The 15,661-nt window shown below is 68.9% G+C and carries 17 protein-coding genes and 3 pseudogenes; 11 read left to right on the forward strand and 9 right to left on the reverse strand.

The window, feature by feature from the left end; all coding sequences use genetic code 11:
- Positions 1–240: pseudogene (locus tag ABZ928_RS53085) on the forward strand (2-oxoacid:ferredoxin oxidoreductase subunit beta); the annotation flags it as partial.
- Between the two features lie 468 nt (positions 241–708).
- Here the strand turns inward: ABZ928_RS53085 and ABZ928_RS53090 are convergent.
- Both ABZ928_RS53090 and ABZ928_RS53095 read right to left on the reverse strand, forming a co-directional pair.
- Complete coding sequence (locus tag ABZ928_RS53090) at positions 709–1,965, reverse strand: ATP-binding protein (RefSeq protein WP_361537034.1); 1,257 nt, start codon at positions 1,963–1,965, stop codon at positions 709–711.
- A gap of 189 nt (positions 1,966–2,154) precedes the next feature.
- A complete protein-coding gene (locus tag ABZ928_RS53095; protein ID WP_361537036.1) occupies positions 2,155–2,724 on the reverse strand; it encodes a hypothetical protein in 570 nt (189 codons plus the stop codon).
- A 404-nt stretch (positions 2,725–3,128) separates the two neighbouring features.
- Between ABZ928_RS53095 and ABZ928_RS53100 the strand changes: the two genes are divergently transcribed.
- The 7 genes from ABZ928_RS53100 (at position 3,129) to ABZ928_RS53130 (ending at position 9,866) form a co-directional block, all read left to right on the forward strand.
- Positions 3,129–3,536: a hypothetical protein gene (locus tag ABZ928_RS53100; protein ID WP_361537038.1), complete on the forward strand. Its 408-nt coding sequence runs from the start codon at positions 3,129–3,131 to the stop codon at positions 3,534–3,536.
- Positions 3,537–3,641: 105 nt separating this feature from the next.
- Positions 3,642–4,466 carry an alpha/beta hydrolase gene (locus ABZ928_RS53105; protein ID WP_361537040.1) on the forward strand — a complete coding sequence of 275 codons (825 nt, stop codon included), beginning with the start codon at positions 3,642–3,644 and terminating at the stop codon, positions 4,464–4,466.
- A 226-nt stretch (positions 4,467–4,692) separates the two neighbouring features.
- Positions 4,693–6,324: a citramalate synthase gene (gene cimA / locus ABZ928_RS53110; protein WP_361537042.1), complete on the forward strand. Its 1,632-nt coding sequence runs from the start codon at positions 4,693–4,695 to the stop codon at positions 6,322–6,324.
- A gap of 228 nt (positions 6,325–6,552) precedes the next feature.
- The gene (locus ABZ928_RS53115) at positions 6,553–7,080 is read left to right on the forward strand and encodes a toxin-antitoxin system HicB family antitoxin (protein WP_361537044.1); all 528 of its coding nucleotides are present in this window, start codon (positions 6,553–6,555) and stop codon (positions 7,078–7,080) included.
- An 81-nt stretch (positions 7,081–7,161) separates the two neighbouring features.
- Positions 7,162–8,004 carry a DUF4097 family beta strand repeat-containing protein gene (locus ABZ928_RS53120; protein ID WP_361537046.1) on the forward strand — a complete coding sequence of 281 codons (843 nt, stop codon included), beginning with the start codon at positions 7,162–7,164 and terminating at the stop codon, positions 8,002–8,004.
- 60 nt (positions 8,005–8,064) lie between these two features.
- Positions 8,065–9,081, forward strand: coding sequence for an ATP-binding cassette domain-containing protein (locus ABZ928_RS53125; protein ID WP_361537048.1), 1,017 nt, complete (start codon positions 8,065–8,067; stop codon positions 9,079–9,081).
- Positions 9,078–9,866, forward strand: a complete 789-nt coding sequence (locus ABZ928_RS53130) for an ABC transporter permease (RefSeq protein WP_361537050.1) — start codon at positions 9,078–9,080, stop codon at positions 9,864–9,866. Before ABZ928_RS53125 ends, ABZ928_RS53130 begins: the two co-directional genes overlap by 4 nt.
- Before the next feature lie 98 nt (positions 9,867–9,964).
- Here the strand turns inward: ABZ928_RS53130 and ABZ928_RS53135 are convergent, their stop codons facing one another.
- From ABZ928_RS53135 to ABZ928_RS53150, 4 genes are all read right to left on the reverse strand, one after another.
- The gene (locus ABZ928_RS53135; protein WP_361537052.1) at positions 9,965–10,972 is read right to left on the reverse strand and encodes a hypothetical protein; all 1,008 of its coding nucleotides are present in this window, start codon (positions 10,970–10,972) and stop codon (positions 9,965–9,967) included.
- Positions 10,973–11,164: 192 nt separating this feature from the next.
- A complete protein-coding gene (locus tag ABZ928_RS53140; RefSeq protein ID WP_361537066.1) occupies positions 11,165–11,821 on the reverse strand; it encodes a nucleotidyl transferase AbiEii/AbiGii toxin family protein in 657 nt (218 codons plus the stop codon).
- Between the two features lie 8 nt (positions 11,822–11,829).
- Complete coding sequence (locus ABZ928_RS53145) at positions 11,830–12,219, reverse strand: hypothetical protein (RefSeq protein WP_361537054.1); 390 nt, start codon at positions 12,217–12,219, stop codon at positions 11,830–11,832.
- Between the two features lie 197 nt (positions 12,220–12,416).
- Entirely contained in the window at positions 12,417–13,427 is a 1,011-nt protein-coding gene (locus ABZ928_RS53150) for an MFS transporter (protein WP_361537056.1), read from the reverse strand.
- Here ABZ928_RS53150 and ABZ928_RS53155 point away from each other — a divergent pair.
- Positions 13,384–13,791 (forward strand): helix-turn-helix domain-containing protein, encoded by a 408-nt coding sequence (locus tag ABZ928_RS53155; protein WP_361537058.1) that lies wholly within the window; start codon positions 13,384–13,386, stop codon positions 13,789–13,791. The genes ABZ928_RS53150 and ABZ928_RS53155 overlap by 44 nt on opposite strands.
- A 137-nt stretch (positions 13,792–13,928) precedes the next feature.
- On the opposite strand, the gene ABZ928_RS53160 is transcribed toward ABZ928_RS53155, so the two are convergent.
- The gene (locus ABZ928_RS53160; protein WP_361537060.1) at positions 13,929–14,306 is read right to left on the reverse strand and encodes a toxin Doc; all 378 of its coding nucleotides are present in this window, start codon (positions 14,304–14,306) and stop codon (positions 13,929–13,931) included.
- Positions 14,306–14,551, reverse strand: a complete 246-nt coding sequence (locus ABZ928_RS53165) for a hypothetical protein (RefSeq protein ID WP_361537062.1) — start codon at positions 14,549–14,551, stop codon at positions 14,306–14,308. The genes ABZ928_RS53160 and ABZ928_RS53165 overlap by 1 nt, the downstream gene beginning before the upstream one ends.
- Positions 14,552–14,703: 152 nt before the next feature.
- Here ABZ928_RS53165 and ABZ928_RS53170 point away from each other — a divergent pair.
- Positions 14,704–14,949: pseudogene (locus ABZ928_RS53170) on the forward strand (AAA family ATPase); the annotation flags it as partial.
- 159 nt (positions 14,950–15,108) lie between these two features.
- Here the strand turns inward: ABZ928_RS53170 and ABZ928_RS53175 are convergent.
- Positions 15,109–15,306 (reverse strand): hypothetical protein, encoded by a 198-nt coding sequence (locus ABZ928_RS53175; RefSeq protein WP_361537064.1) that lies wholly within the window; start codon positions 15,304–15,306, stop codon positions 15,109–15,111.
- A 94-nt stretch (positions 15,307–15,400) separates the two neighbouring features.
- On the opposite strand from ABZ928_RS53175, the pseudogene ABZ928_RS53180 reads away from it, so the two are divergent.
- Positions 15,401–15,661: pseudogene (locus tag ABZ928_RS53180) on the forward strand (hypothetical protein); the annotation flags it as partial.

Consider the following 15,661-nt stretch of genomic DNA (forward strand, 5'->3'; position numbering starts at 1 on the left):
GAGGCCGACATCCTCATCCACGACGCCCACTCCGCGTCCCCCACCACCGCCTTCGCCCTCTCCCGCCTCGCCGACCCGGACACCCTCCACCACACCCCCATCGGCGTCTTCCGCGACATCGAACGCCCGGTCTACGACATCCAGATGTCCAACCAACTCGACACGGCGATCGAGCAGAACGGCAAGGGAGACCTGACGGCACTGATGGCGGGCGGCGACACCTGGACGGTAGCCAACTGACCCAACCAAGCCAGAGCGTCGGTCGCTTGAGTCGCTCCAGTCGCTGAGCCCCACGTGGCTAGCCTGCGGGCAGGCAGGCGGCATGGTTCGACTCCGCGCGGTCTGGGGGCAGGCGTGCGGTTAGGGGCGGCGCCCACCCAGGCAGGCGGCATGGTCCGGCTCCGTGCCGTCTGCGGGCAGGCGTGCCGCATGGTCCGGCTCCGTGCCGTCTGCGGGCAGGCGTGCCGCATGGTCCGGCTCCGTGCCGTCTGCGGGCAGGCGGCATGGTCCGGCTCCGTGCCGTCTGCGGGCAGGCGTGCCGCTAGGGGCGGCACGGGTGGGCGCAGGCGGCACCCCGCCAGCGCGGGCAAGCGAAACGCCCCCCACAGCAACCCCCACCCACCCGCAACTGGTCCCGCAGGCCCACCCGCAACACCCCCACCACCGCCTTCGCCCTCTCCCGCCTCGCCCTGCTAGGCAGCTGAGCCACTAAGCCACCGCCCCCGTAAGCCGCTCCCCCCTCCACCCCACACGCCCCTCATCCCCCACCACGACCTCCCCGGCCTCCCCGGCCTGCAAGGACAACCGCCGAGCAGCCCGCAACAACGCCTTCGCCCGATCCCGACGCCCCTGCTCCCGCAACACCCGCCCCGCCTCAACCAGCTCCCGCGCGGTACGCACCAACAGAAGCCGGTCCGCCGCACCCACCGACCCCCGCACCCCGTCCGCCCCCAACGCCAGCAACGGCCCGGCAACCGCCACAGCCGACGCCCCGGTCGCCCGCAGGGCATGCGCCGCCCGCAACCCCAACCGAGCCCGCCACCCCGCATCACAGTCCGCCAACGTCGCCGCCCGCACCACCGGCTCCCTCCGAGCCAGCCCGTCCAGCAACCCGCACGCCCGCAACGCACCCAGCCCGTCAAGCGCCTCGGACGCACCCCCGTCGACCAACTCGGCCAACAACGCCGGCTCAACCGGATGCCCACCCAGAACGGCAAGCGCCCGAGCAGCAGCGACGGCAGCCGCCCCACTACGCCGCAGACAGTCAGCCACAGCCCGCCCGAACGCTCCATCCACCGAGGGCTGCCGCACAAGCCCGTCCTCAGCAAGCAACGCCCGCAACAGCAACGGATTACCACCACTGAGCCGATGCAGCCGAGCAGCGGCATGCACCTGCGCCCCCTCCCCCCACCCCGCGAGCCGCCCCTCCAGCACCCGCTCCACGTCCCCCACCCCAAGCAGCCCAAGCCGCACCCGCTGCACCTGAGGCCGCCGTAACACCTCCGCCGTGAACATCTCCTGCCACGACCCGCCGTACGTCGCCCTCGTCGCCGCCACCACAACAGGCGCCGTCCGCACGTACCGCACCACATACCGCAGCGCATGCAGCGACTGCGCATCCGCCCCCTGCACATCGTCCACGCACAGCACGACAGGCCGCCGCCGAGCAAGCCCGAGCAGCTCCCCACAGAACGCGGCGGCCGTATCCCCGTCGAACAGCCCGGTCCGCTCCAACTCCGCACTGCCATCAAGAAGTTGACGCATCACGCCGTACGGCTGAGCCCGCCCCCCACCCCCGGCGCGCAGCACCACCGCCCCGCCGGAGGCAGCCTCCCGCGCCACGACATCGAGCAGCGTGGTCTTCCCCAGCCCAGGCGCGCCTTCGATCAGCACCGCCCGCGACCGTCCCGGCGCACACGCTGCGAGCACTGTCTCCTGGACGTCGGCCGCCGGCGTTCCGTTCACCTGGGTCATACCCCACCTCTTCGCCACGCTCCACCGGGTGTGTCCTCCCCAGGATGTGAAGCGGCGCTCTACGAAGGCTGGAGGACAAGTCGACACCGCGGTCTCGGCGACCGCGGTGTCACTTACTCCCGTCTTTCGATCCAGATCCACTCGCGTCGGAGCGAACCACCGTCGCGGCGGCCCTGCCCCTCACGCGGCCTGGCAGAGCGCGGCGGCAGGCACAGGCCGGACACCGCCCCGCCCGGAGCCCACGCTCTCGGAGCCCACGCTCTCGGAGCCCACGCTCTCGGAGCCGATGCTCTCGGAGCCGATGCCCTCGGCAACCCCGCCCCGCGACCGCGTCCGCGCGAAGACGACGACCCGCAGCACCACGAACCGCGCGACCCCGGCGAGCGCGGAGGCGGACAGATACACGACCTGCTCCAGCACCGCACCCGGCGCCGCCACCATCAGCTGGAGAACGAACATCGCCACGCAGGTCACCACATACGCCGCCGCCGCGGACCCGGCCGACTGCACATGCTGGCTCCAGGTCGCCCGCCCACCCGCACCGAAGGTGAACCGGGCGTGCAGCTCGGTGCACAGCAGTGTGGAGGCCACGGTGATCACGGCGTTGGCCAGCGCCCACGGAATCCAGGAGGAGAGCCCCGCCACGGCGAAGCTGGAGGCGAGCCCCACCCCTCCGCCGCAGAGCACGAAGCGGGCGAAGGAGGCGAAGGCGCCGGGTGCCGACTGCTGCCGGTTCTGTGCTGTCTCCATGATCCGACCCCTTCGATGACTCACTGACGCACTGCGAAGCGCGCTACCAACGACGTCATCATGACACACAAGTGGCGCCATGTGGAGCCATTAATGACACCACTTATGTCGCCGGGGGTGTCGAGTGGTGCCGGAGGCCACGAAACCCCAGGTAGTAGACGCGATCCACTTTTCCACTCACCGCACGCGACCACAGGCCCCCGCAAAGAATTTGGCCACGTTGGCGCCAGCGCAAAATGCCACATGACCTGCGAATCCAAAGGCCAACCGGCCTCCCGAAGGCCCCCTCGTGGCCGATTTTCGGCGCATCATGGCTCGACGTGGCGCCACATGTGTGCCAGAGTGGAGCCATCGAAACGGAGCGGCGCCGAACCCGGCACCGCACACAACGAAGGAGCCCCACCATGTCGGTCATCCTCAACGACCAGGACAAGACCACCCTCCGCACCGCCGCCTACGGCGCCGTCTCCCTCCTGGCCGCCGCGGCCGGCGCCGACTCCCCGCACAAGATCGCCACCAAGGGCAGCATCGCCCTGAACTCCGCGACCGGCCTCGTCGGTCACGTCCTCGCCGAGAAGTCCTCGGTCGGCGACCTGAACGGCAAGTCGACCGCCGAACTCGCCGACCAGGTCCTCCCGGCCCTCACCGAGGCGATGGAGCTCCTGAAGAAGCAGGCGCCGGAAGAGGCCGCCAACTTCCGCAGCACCGTCCTCGTAGCCCTCGAGACCGGCGCCGAGGCCCGCAAGGGCGGCCCCGGCCCGGCCCTCACCGAGATGATCCGCAAGATCACCGAGGCCCTCGACGCCGCCTGACGCAGGAAGCTCGGGCCCACCCCACTCAACGGGCCCGCACCACGCGCACACGACCACAGAGCCGCACACGTCCCCCCACACGCCCCACACGACCAGGTGGAAGCCATGACGAAGAACAACGCCTCCTCGATCAACTCCCACAACTCCTCCCAGTGGACCGGCATGGTGCCGGTGGACGACACGGCCCTGGCCGTCACCGACACCGGCGGCCCCGGCATCCCCGTGATCTACCTCAACGGCCAGTTCGCCACCCAGGGCTACTGGCGCCGCGTCCTCGCCGAACTGGGCCCGGGATTCCGGCACATCACCTTCGACGAGCGGGCACGCGGCAAGAAGTCGAAGCGCTCGGCGGACTACTCCTTCGAAGCCGCCCTCCGCGACGTCGACGCCGTACTCGCGGCCAGGGGCGTGGACCGCGTCATCGTGGTGGGCTGGTCCTACGGAGCGTTCGTCGCCGCGCACTGGACCAGCCGCAACCCCGAGCGCGCCCTGGGCTCGGTCCTGGTCGAGGGCGCACAGCCCTACGACTGGCTGGACGACGCCATGGAGGAGCGGATCCGCAAGACGTTCCGCCGCCTGGGCTGGTTCATGCCGCTGCTGCGCCCGACGGGCCTGGTCCCGCGGATGAACGCCGAGCAGATGGCGAACAGCAACATCGAACTCGGCCGGCTGGCCCGCGAGAGCGAGCTGAACCCCGTACTGGACAACATCACGGTCCCGACCCGCTACGTCGTCGCCTCCGGAACCTCCCTCGGCAGCAAGGGAGACGAGCAGGAGCGCATCCGCACCAGCCTCGCCGGCGTGGCCGCCCGCAACCCGCACATCGAGATCAGCGCGAAGGTCGCCAGCAACCACGACGCCATCCTGAAGAAGGACTTCGCGGCCGTGGCCAAGGCCGTACGCGAAGTAGCCCCGCAGGCCAACGGCTGACCGCACCACGGACCGAACCACCGACCGCACAAAGGACCTCCCGCCCCGGCGAGAGGTCCTTTGGCGTTCCTCGGCCCACTCTCAACCGTCAGTCGAGCGCAAGGAGCGATACATGAACGGAGGAGCGATACATGAACGATGGAGCCGGTCATACCGGTTGACCGAGACCCCCAACAGGAGCCAGGCAGACCGAGATCCCGAGATCCCATACAGGAGCCAGATCGGCATGAGCAGCGGCCAGAGCGAACGTACCGGGACCCCCACCGGCGAACTCGACGATTCCTTCCACGTCTTCGACACCACCCTGCGCGACGGCGCACAACGCGAGGGCATCAACCTCACGGTCGGAGACAAGCTGGCCATCGCACGGCACCTGGACGACTTCGGGGTGGGCTTCATCGAGGGCGGCTGGCCCGGCGCGAACCCGCGGGACACGGAGTTCTTCGCCCGCGCCCAGCAGGAGATCGACTTCAAGCACGCCCAGCTGGTCGCCTTCGGCGCGACGCGGCGAGCAGGCGCCAAAGCGAGCGAGGACCCCCAGGTCAAGGCCCTCCTCGACTCAGGCGCCCCAGTCATCACCCTGGTCGCCAAGTCCCACGACCGCCACGTCGAACTGGCCCTGCGCACAACCCTGGACGAGAACCTGGAAATGGTCCGAGACACAGTCTCGTACCTGACGTCCCAGGGCCGCAGGGTCTTCGTAGACTGCGAACACTTCTTCGACGGCTACCGCGCCAACCCGGAGTACGCGAAAGCGGTAGTGCGTACGGCGTCGGAGGCCGGCGCCTCGGTCGTGATCCTCTGCGACACCAACGGCGGCATGCTCCCCGCCCAGGTCCAGGCGATCGTCCACACGGTCCGCACCGACACCGACGCCCGCCTCGGCATCCACGCCCAGGACGACACGGGCTGCGCGGTGGCCAACACCCTGGCCGCGGTGGACGCGGGCGCGACCCACGTCCAGTGCACGGCCAACGGCTACGGCGAACGCGTAGGCAACGCCAACCTGTTCCCGGTAGTGGCGGCCCTGGAGCTGAAGTACGGCAGGCAGGTCCTCCCCGAGAACAAGCTGCGCGAGATGACGAGGATCTCGCACGCCATCGCCGAGGTCGTGAGCCTGACCCCGTCGACGCACCAGCCGTACGTAGGCGTCTCGGCCTTCGCCCACAAGGCAGGCCTGCACGCCTCCGCGATCAAGGTCGACCCGGACCTCTACCAGCACATCGACCCCGAACGAGTCGGCAACCACCTGCGCATGCTGGTCTCCGACATGGCGGGCCGCGCCTCCATAGAGCTCAAGGGCAAGGAACTCGGCATCGACCTGGGCGGCGACCGCGAACTGATCGGCCGGGTGGTCGCCCGCGTCAAGGAACGCGAACTCAAGGGCTACACCTACGAGGCGGCCGACGCGAGCTTCGAACTCCTCCTGCGCGAAGAGGCCGAAGGCAAACGACTGCGCTACTTCGAGTTCGAGTCCTGGCGCGCCATCACCGAGGACCGCCCCGACGGCAGCCACACCAACGAAGTCACCGTGAAGCTGTGGGCCAAGGGCGAGCGCATCATCGCCACCGCCGAGGGCAACGGCCCCGTCAACGCCCTCGACCGTGCCCTGCGCGTGGCCCTGGAACAGATCTACCCCCAGCTGGCGAGGCTCGGAGTGGTCGACTACAAGGGCCGCATCCTGGAGGGCAAGCACGGCACCGAGTCCACCACCCGCGTCCTCATCTCGACGACGGACGGCCAGGAGGAGTGGTCCACGGTGGGCGTGGCCGAGAACGTGATCGCGGCGACATGGGGCGCACTCGAGGACGCGTACACCTACGGCCTGATGCGCGCGGGAGTGGAACCGGCCGTATAGCGCGACACCACATGGCTCCAGATGGCACCGCATGGCGCTATCTGGAGCCACAGTGCGTCAAGCGACGCCATACGGCACTCCAGGGACGACCCAAAGCCCCCTGAGCGCAAGCCACCAGCCCCCACCCATCTCCAGTTCCCGCAGGTAGAAGGCGTCTCCCTAAACCGAAGACAAGCAAGACACCATTCAGGCTTGCGCATGGCACCACAATGCTGCCATGATGACGTCATGGACCTTACGCCGTACGTCGACACTCTCCGCCGTGAACTCGCGGTGGCCGCCGAGGCCGGCGGGGAAGATGCCCGCGAGCTGGCCGAGCGGCTGACGGCTCCGCTGGAGTCGGCGACCCGTCTGACCATGCTGAACGTGCTCTCCGCCGCGATGGACGAGATCACCCGTGACCTCGCTCCCGGCTCGGTCGACGTACGGCTGCGTGGTCTCGACCCCGACTTCGTGGTGACCCTCCCGCCCCGGGACGACACCTACGAGCCCCGCAACGGCTACGCCGAGCCCCTCAGGCCCCCGGCCCCCACCCCCGCACCCGCCGACCCCGACGAGGGCGGCACCGCCCGGGTGAACCTCCGCCTGCCGGCCCATCTGAAGGCACGCGCGGAGGAGGCGGCAAGCCGTGAGGGCCTCTCGGTGAACGCCTGGCTGATCCGAGCGGTCTCGGCCGCAGTGGACGGCGGCACCCCCTCAGGCCCCCCGGAAAAGTCCCAGCCCGCAGGCCACAGCTTCACAGGCTGGGTCCACTAGCACTCCCACCCGATACCACCCCCACCCACACCACGTCCCACCAGCGGGGACGCCCCGACGACCCATCAGGACGGGACAGCCATGCCTACGTTCGACACCCCCCGACAGATCTCGGTCACCGCACACGTGGAGGCCGGCTCCATCCAGTTCACCGCGAGCGACCGCACCGACACCACCGTCGAGGCCCGCCCCCGCGACCCGAAGAAGGACGTGGACGTCCGGGCCGCGGACCAGACGCAGATCACCTACGCGGGCGGCGTACTGACGATCCGTACCCCCAAGTCGGGCCTGTTCGGCCGCACGGGCACGGTGGACGTGACAGTCGACCTGCCCACGGCCTCACGGATCGACGTGACGGGCGCCTGGACCCAGGTGCTGGGCGAGGGCCAGCTGGGCGAGGTGAGGGTGAAGACATCCTCGGGCGACACCCGCTTCGACACGACAGGCCCCCTGCACCTCACCGCCTCCCACGGCTCGATCACCGTGGACCGGGTCGAGGGCCCGGCGGAGATCGCGACGAGCACCGGCAGCCTCCGCGTGGGCCACCTGGACGGCCCGGCGGTACTGAAGAACTCCCACGGCACGACGACGGTGGGCGCCGCGATCGGCGAGATCCGCGTCTCGGGCGCCAACGGCGACATCGAGATCCGCCGCGCGGAGGACTCGGTGACGGCGACAACGGCCCACGGCACATTGCGAGTGGACGAGGTGGTCCGCGGCACGGTCCAGCTGGAGACGTCCTACGGCGCGATCGACATCGGCGTCCGCGAGGGCACGGCGGCCTGGCTGGACGCCAACTCCTCCTCGGGCCAGGTCCGCAACACCTTGACGGCCTCCGCCAGCCCCACCCAGACCGAGGACACGGTCAAGATCCGCGCCCGCACCCGCCACGGCAACATCGACGTCCGCCGAGCAAAGCACTGATCGAGCCCCTTCACCAGCCCCCACCCCCGCCCCCCCCAAGCCTCCGAAAGGAAGGCCCCCATGCCTTCAACTGTCATGTCCACATCCACAAGTAGCAACCACCACCCCGGCGGCTCGACCCCACCCCCCGCAGTCTCCGCCGTGGGCCTCCGCAAGTCCTACGGCGACAAGACCGTCCTCGACGGCATCGACCTGCACATCCCGGCCGGCTCGGTCTTCGCCCTCCTGGGCCCCAACGGCGCCGGCAAGACCACCACCGTCAAGATCCTCTCCACCCTCATCACCCCGGACGACGGCCAGGCCCAGGTAGCCGGCCACGACCTCGCCACCGCCCCGCAGTCGGCCCGCGCCGCGATCGGTGTCACGGGCCAGTTCTCCGCCGTGGACGGCCTGATCACCGGCGAGGAGAACATGCTCCTCATGGCCGACCTGCACCACCTGTCCAAGTCCGAGGGCCGCAGGATCACAGCCGAACTCCTGCAACGCTTCGACCTCACCGAGGCCGCGAAGAAGCCCGCCTCCACCTACTCCGGCGGCATGAAGCGCCGCCTGGACATCGCCATGACCTTGGTGGGCAACCCGCGGATCATCTTCCTGGACGAGCCCACCACAGGCCTGGACCCCCGCTCCCGCCACACCATGTGGGGCATCATCCGCGGCCTGGTGGCCGACGGAGCAACGGTCTTCCTCACCACCCAATACCTGGAAGAGGCAGACGAGTTGGCCGACCGCATCGCGGTCCTCAACAACGGCAAGATCGCGGCGGAAGGCACCGCGGAGGAACTCAAACGCCTCATCCCGGGAGGCCACATCCGCCTCCGCTTCTCCCACCCGACCACCTACCAGACGGCCGCGACCACCCTCCACCCCACGGCCACCCGCAACGACGAAACCCTCACCCTCCACCTCCCCAGCGACGGCAGCCAGCGCGAACTGCGCTCCATCCTCGACAGGTTGGACAAGTCAGGCATCGAGGCGGACGAACTGACGGTCCATACCCCGGACTTGGACGACGTCTTCTTCGCCCTGACCGAAACGACCACCCACCCCGCCCACCCCAAGGAGCCGGTCCGATGAGCACGCTGACCCTGGCAGTCCGGGACTCGACCACGATGCTGCGCCGCAACCTGCTCCACGCCCGCCGCTACCCGTCCCTGACCCTGAACCTGCTACTGACCCCCGTCATGCTCCTGCTCCTCTTCGTGTACATCTTCGGAAACGCGATGAGCGCAGGCCTGGGCAAGGGCACAACCCGAGCCGACTACGTCGCCTACCTCCTCCCAGGCCTCCTCCTCATGACGGTGGGCTCCACGACGATCGGCACAGCGGTATCGGTCTCCACGGACATGACCGAGGGCATCATCGCCCGCTTCCGCACGATGGCCATCCACCGAGGCTCAGTCCTCATCGGCCACGTCATCGGCAGCGTCCTGCAATGCGTGATGAGCGTGATCCTGGTAGGCGCGGTAGGAGTAGCCATAGGCTTCCGCTCCACAGACGCCACGGCGTGGGAATGGCTGGCGGCCTTCGCGTTGATAACCCTCTTCGCCCTGGCCCTGACCTGGATCGCGGTAGGCATGGGCCTGGTGAGCCCCAGCGCCGAAGCAGCCAGCAACAACGCGATGCCGTTGATCTTCCTCCCCCTGATCTCCAGCACCTTCGTCCCCCTGGACAGCATGCCGGGCTGGTTCCAGCCCATCGCGCAGTACCAGCCCTTCACCCCGGCGATCGAAACCCTCCGAGGCCTCCTCCTGGGCACCGAGATCGGCAACAACGCCTGGCTGACCCTCGCCTGGTCCATAGGCCTCGCGGCCCTCGGCTACCGCTGGTCGGCCGCAAAATTCAACAGCGACCCGAAGTAAGCACGACACGTACGCCGAGGGCGGCGTGGACCGACCCAAGTCGGTCCACGCCGCCCTCAATGGCTATGGCTACGGCTCCGGCACTCCGGCGATCAGAACTAGCTGTACTGCCCAGGAAGGTCCTCAAGACCACTCGTGTCGAACTCACCGAACTCACCCTCGGCCATCGTCGGCCCGCCGAGAAGGCCGTTCATGAGGTCGGCCAGGTCGAGCGTCGTGGCACCGGCCGGAGCGGTGGGCTTGGTGCCCTCGCGCATCCGCAGGGTCAGGCCCAGCTTCTTGACCTTCGCGTTCTCGGCCAGCTTGGCGAGGTCGATGTCCACCTGGGCCAACTCGCCGTTCTTCAGCGTGAAGTCCGCCGTCACCTTGGCATTGGGCGCGTCCTTCAGATCCTTCTCCGTAGGCAGCTCCACACCCGGCGGCAGGTCCTTCACCAGGGGCCGGATCTCACCGAGCAACTCGGTGATCAGCGTGCGGAAAGGAGCCGTGGCGGTCACGTGCTCGCTGCCGTCCCCACCATCGACGGTGTTGAACTCCACCTCGCGAGCGATGACCCCGCGAAGGGCCTTCACCACCTTCTTCTGCGTCTTGGAGTCGAGAGACGGCGCGGCACCCCCCTGCGAGCCCCCCTCCTCGGCGGCGGCCTTCTCCATCTCCTCGGTATTGAACTTCACCCACTTGCCCTGGAGAACGTCCTTCAACGCCCCGGCCTCCGCAGGCAGATCGTCAACGTCCGGCAGGGGGACGCCCATCGTCTTGCCCAGGGCATCCGTGTCGACACGCACATAGATGAAGTCACCGATCACCCGGTACTCGACAAGATCACCGTCCGGGGTGCTGACCTTCATGGCCGTGCCGACGAGATCCTTCTCACCGGACTCCTTGAGCGGCTTCTTCGACTGCACCGTCACCGTGATCTTCGCGCCGCTGAGCAGCTCAGCAGCCTCCTGAGGTATCTCCTCACCGGGCTCAGGATCCGACGCCGCATCCAGCGCCTTCAAGGACGCCGCATCGGTGTCCAGATCGACCTCGAAGGAGAGCGTCTTCTTCTCGCCGAGCTGCTCAAAAGCCCGCTCAAGCTTCTTGCCGGCCGATAGCTGCTCCACCGTTCCACAGGCAGCCGAACCCGCGAGAACAGCACCGACAACAGCGGTGGCGGTCAGGGACTTACGAAAGGCGCTGATGATGATCTCCTCGTAGCTCCGATCACAACGTGATCGACCAGAAGACTCTCAACACCCCCGCAAGGTTGTCCTGTCCATTTCGAAAGGCCCAGAGGCCCCGAACCAACTCGCAGCTCAGTCCACAGGGCCTTCGAAAAGCCTCCCGGCGAGATCATCGGCCCACGCCACGGCCCAGGCACGCAGAGCGGCGATGGCGGACGAGTCGAGACCGTAGGCGGCGAACGCCTCATCATCAATCCACTCGGCGCCCGCGAGGTTGGCCTGGAGGTCTTCTCGTTCGAAACGACCCCGGGCATGCCGTCGGCCGAATTCCTCAAGGTCGGCTGTGGTCCAGCGGCGGGAGGCGGCGAACACGTCGATAAGGTCCCGAGGCGCACCTCTGTCCCCCAGGGCACGCACCTTCGTCCCGATCAGGTCTTCTTCCGCGAGTACGGGCCCGTACGGGCTGTCGGTGACGGGCCGCCAGAAGATCTCCTTGAGGATGTCGACTTCGACTTCCTGGCCGGTGCCCGGGTCGCGGACGGTGAAGCGAGCGGACAGCGGAGATGTCTCCAGGGACTGCACCTGCCAGCCGCGCTCCTGAAGGCCACTGCGCAGCGCGGCGGCGATGTCCGCCATGGGAGCGGGATTCTCGGTGGCGACATCGAGGTCCTGGCTGGGACGGCTGACCAGACGGTGCGCGCGCACCGCGTAGCCGCCGGTCAGCACGAGCGGGTAGGGAGAGCCCAGAGTGATCACGTCCGCCAGGAGCCGTGCGTGCAGCTCCGGCATGTCCTGGCTCACGCGGCCGCCCGGCCGCGTACGGCCAGCAGAGGAAAAGCCTCTTCCCACACGCCGCGCACCGTACGGCCGACCAGACGACGCAGAGTGGGCCACAGCTCCAGCAGAACATCCTGATTCAAGAAGACCACCAGGTCGTCACGCAGACCTTCATGCAGAACAGTCCGGTACAGCCCCATACGCTGACGGGGGTTGTCCAGGTCATACGAGCTCAACCCCGACCACGCCACATGCAGCGGAAGCTCCACCACACCCCGAGCCGGTCCCCGCAATTCATCCAAAGACGCCGGCAGACGCCGCTGAAACTTCTGCCGGTACAGCGAAAGATCCTCCGCGCACGCTGCCGCCAGATCGATCCTGGACGTCGAAGGGAGCGCACGGTCTGCCATACCCCCATTATGGCGACGGGCCCGGCGAATCATGAGTCACATCGTCGTCGGCAGACGGGGCCGGTACATCGCCTTCAACAAGGCCATCGCCACGGCGGTTCGGCCGTCCATGTGCCCGGCACAAGCTGGGGGCGCCGAGCACCGGCCTGCCGACACGACAGGATCGCACCTGCCGCCTCCCGGGACGGTGGTCCCGGTCAGCGCGTGCTGGTCGCGGGCTGCGGAGCGGCAGCCGGGGTACCGGCCTGCGGCTGTGCCGTCCGAGGCCGCAGCAGAAGGCACACCAGGGCCCCGGCGATCAGCACGGCGATCGGCAGGATCGCGGTGGTGTGCAGGGTGGCCGTGAAGGCGGCGGCGTAGGCCTTGCCGGTGGCGAGCTCGGCCGCGAGCCGCCCCTGCAACAGGGCGCCGACCGCGGCGGCGCCGATCACCGAACCGATCTGCCGCACCGTGTTGTTCACGCCAGAAGCGGCGCCGGCGAGATGGCGCGGCACGTACCGCATAGCCTCGGTGGGCATGGGGGCGATGATGCAGCCGACGCCCAGGCCGGTGAGCAGCGTGGCGGGCACGAACGCGAACCAGACGGTGCCGGGTGCCGCGATGCAGGCGATGGCGATGATCCCGGCGGCGTAGCAGGTGAGTCCGGTGAGCAGGACGTACTTGCCGCCGATGCGGTCGGCGAGGCGGCCGGCGAACGGCCCGACGGTCATGGACACCAGGGACGAGGGCGCGAGCACCAGACCGGCCTTGATGGCGCTGAGGTGGAGCACGGACTGGAGGTAGAGGTTGAAGGGCAGGACCAGGCCGAGCATGGCGACGGAGACCAGACCGACCAGGGCCGTCATCGAGGTGAAGTTGCGGTCGCGGAACAGCGCGAAGGGGACGAGCGGCTCCCGGTCCTGACGGCGGCGCTGGTGGAGCAGGAAGCCGGCGGCGAGCGCGGTCCCGGCGGCGAGCAGCCCCCAGATCCCGGCACCCCAGTGGTAGCTCTCGCCCTCCTGCAAGCCGAAGGCGAGGCAGAACAGGGCGCCGGTGGCCAGCGCGACGCCGGTGAGGTCGAAGCGGTGGGCGCGGCCGGGCCGGATGTCGGGGACGACGAGGAAGGTCAGGACCAGGGCGGCGATCCCGATCGGCAGGTTGACCAGGAAGATCCAGCGCCAGTCGATGCCGGAACCCGAAGGCGGCAGCGGGCAGTACGGCGGAAGCACCCGCGCCGTCCTCATCGTCGCCAGCGACGTGGCCGCCCACCCCGACAGCGCGGTGGGGGAGATCGCCGCCCGCACCGGCCTGCCGCAGAGCCAGGTGTCCACCTCGGTCGCCCGCCTCAAGGAGGCCGTCGTCACCGCCCCGGACCCCGCCGACCGCCGCCGCCTGCTCGTCCGCCAGGCCCCCGAACTCTCCGCCCGCGTCACCGAGGTCAGGGCCACCACGATCGAAGACGCGCTGGCCACCGCCCTCGCAGAGAGCACACCCGAGGACCGCAAGGAGGTCACCGACGCCCTGGAGGTACTGGCCCGCCACCTCTCCCCGCGCTCCTCGACCCGCGACACCACCGCACAGGCCCCGCGCTAACCCCCTGCAAGGGGGCACGGGGAGGATCACCGGCGCGCCGCCTGCCCGCCGACCAGGCGCCGAACGCCCACGCCCGCCTGGAGGCAGGCAGCCTACGAGGACGCCAACTCCTGGTCTTCTGAGACGGGTCAGACGGGTCAGATCCTCCAGGCCCGCAGCTGGTCGGCGACGGCGGAAACGCGAAGCCGAGAGTCACGGATCTTGCGCACGAGATCCGACAGACCGCCGTAAGGCGGGTCGATGCCCTCTCCGGACTGATCCATGTACTGGGCCGCGACGAACGCGGCGAACAGGCTGTTGCGATGCGGGAGCGGCTCCAGGCACACGATGGTGTGCATGAGCGCGGCCGCCCGCCAGGCCGCATCCGGATCGGCGGCTTCGAGGGTGGGCAGCTTGGTCCTGTGCCGCGCAACGGTGGCAACCAAGGCGGAGTAGTCGGCGACCGACATGTCCTCGGCGCCAAGAGCGGCCTCCTGGACATCAAGAAGCCAGGAGACATCGACGTACAGATGCATCAGGCGGCCGCAGCCCCGCCCCCGCCCGCCCGCTCGCCGGGCGGCACTTCATCGGGAAACGCCTCGTCGAACTCCGCACGCAGCCGCTCGGCCCACACCCCGGCCCCCGCAACGAACCGCTTGCGCTGCATCTCCCGGACCCCGAGGTCATGGAGATACTGCTTGAGACTCTTCCCCTCAGCGGCCGCAGCCGCGCGCACACCTTCGAGCTCCTCGTCGGTGAAAGACACATTCAGAGACGGCATACCGAGATGGTACCTACTAGGTGCCACAAGAGCGAGGGCCCGCCCCCGGATACACGGAGCAGCGCGGATTCGGTGATCGTCAGACAGCGGATGTCCCGGTGTGTCACCTTTCGGTTGCGCTACGAAGCCAAGCCAGCCGTTCGAGGAGCACCATGCCCGCCCCCACCGCCGAACAGAGCACCGCCATCGACTCCTTCCGGCAAGGCGACCACCTGGTCCTGCAAGCCGGCGCCGGAACCGGCAAGACGACAACGCTGTCGATGATCGCCGCCAGTACCGGCAGACAGGGCAGGTACCTCGCCTTCAACAAGGCCATCGCAGCCGAAGCCACCCGCAAGTTCCCCCACAACGTGCAGTGCAAGACGATGCACGCGCTCGCCTACGCCGCGGTCGGACACCGCTTCAAGGACCGCATGAACGCCCCCCGCGTCCCGGGCTGGAAAACCGGCACAGCCCTGGGCATCCACCCCCACATGCGCGTCCGCATCGGCGAACGCAACGTCACCAACAAAGCCCTCTCGTACACAGTCCTGCGAACGGTCACCCGCTTCTGCCACTCAGCGGACCCCACCATCCAACGCCACCACGTCCCCCACCTGCGCGGCATCGAGGCCGAACACCTCCACGCCCAACTCGTAGACGTAGTCCTCCCCTACGCGAACCAGGCATGGAAAGACCTCCAGAACCCCGACGAAGGCGCCGTCCGCTTCGACCACGACCACTACCTCAGAGGTCGTTCTCTTTCCGAACCTCATGTGCGGATTCCGCTGGTCAGGCATGGGATGGAGCTGCCGCGGAAGTCTCGACTCGTTGCCGGTCGGGGTGTTGTGGGGGTGGCGGATGCCGTCGATGCGGGCGGTTCTGGAAGCGCGGCGGAAAGCTGCGGCAGTGCGGGTGGGCGAACTCGAAGCCGAACTGGTGCAGGTGCGAGCGGACTTGGCGGAGGCGGAAGAGGTCCTCAGGCGCCGTGTGATCGGCTTGGAGCAGTATCTGGAGGCGCTGGCCGAGGAGGAAACGCCCGCCGTGGGTACCGACGGCGTTTCGCGCAGGAAGCCTGTCGGGCCGCGACGCGCGGTGCCGCACCGGGAGAACGCGGTCGGTGTCGAGGAC

Origin of the sequence: Streptomyces sp. NPDC046909, assembly GCF_040644695.1 — a bacterium.
In the GTDB taxonomy this organism is placed as follows: domain Bacteria; phylum Actinomycetota; class Actinomycetes; order Streptomycetales; family Streptomycetaceae; genus Streptomyces.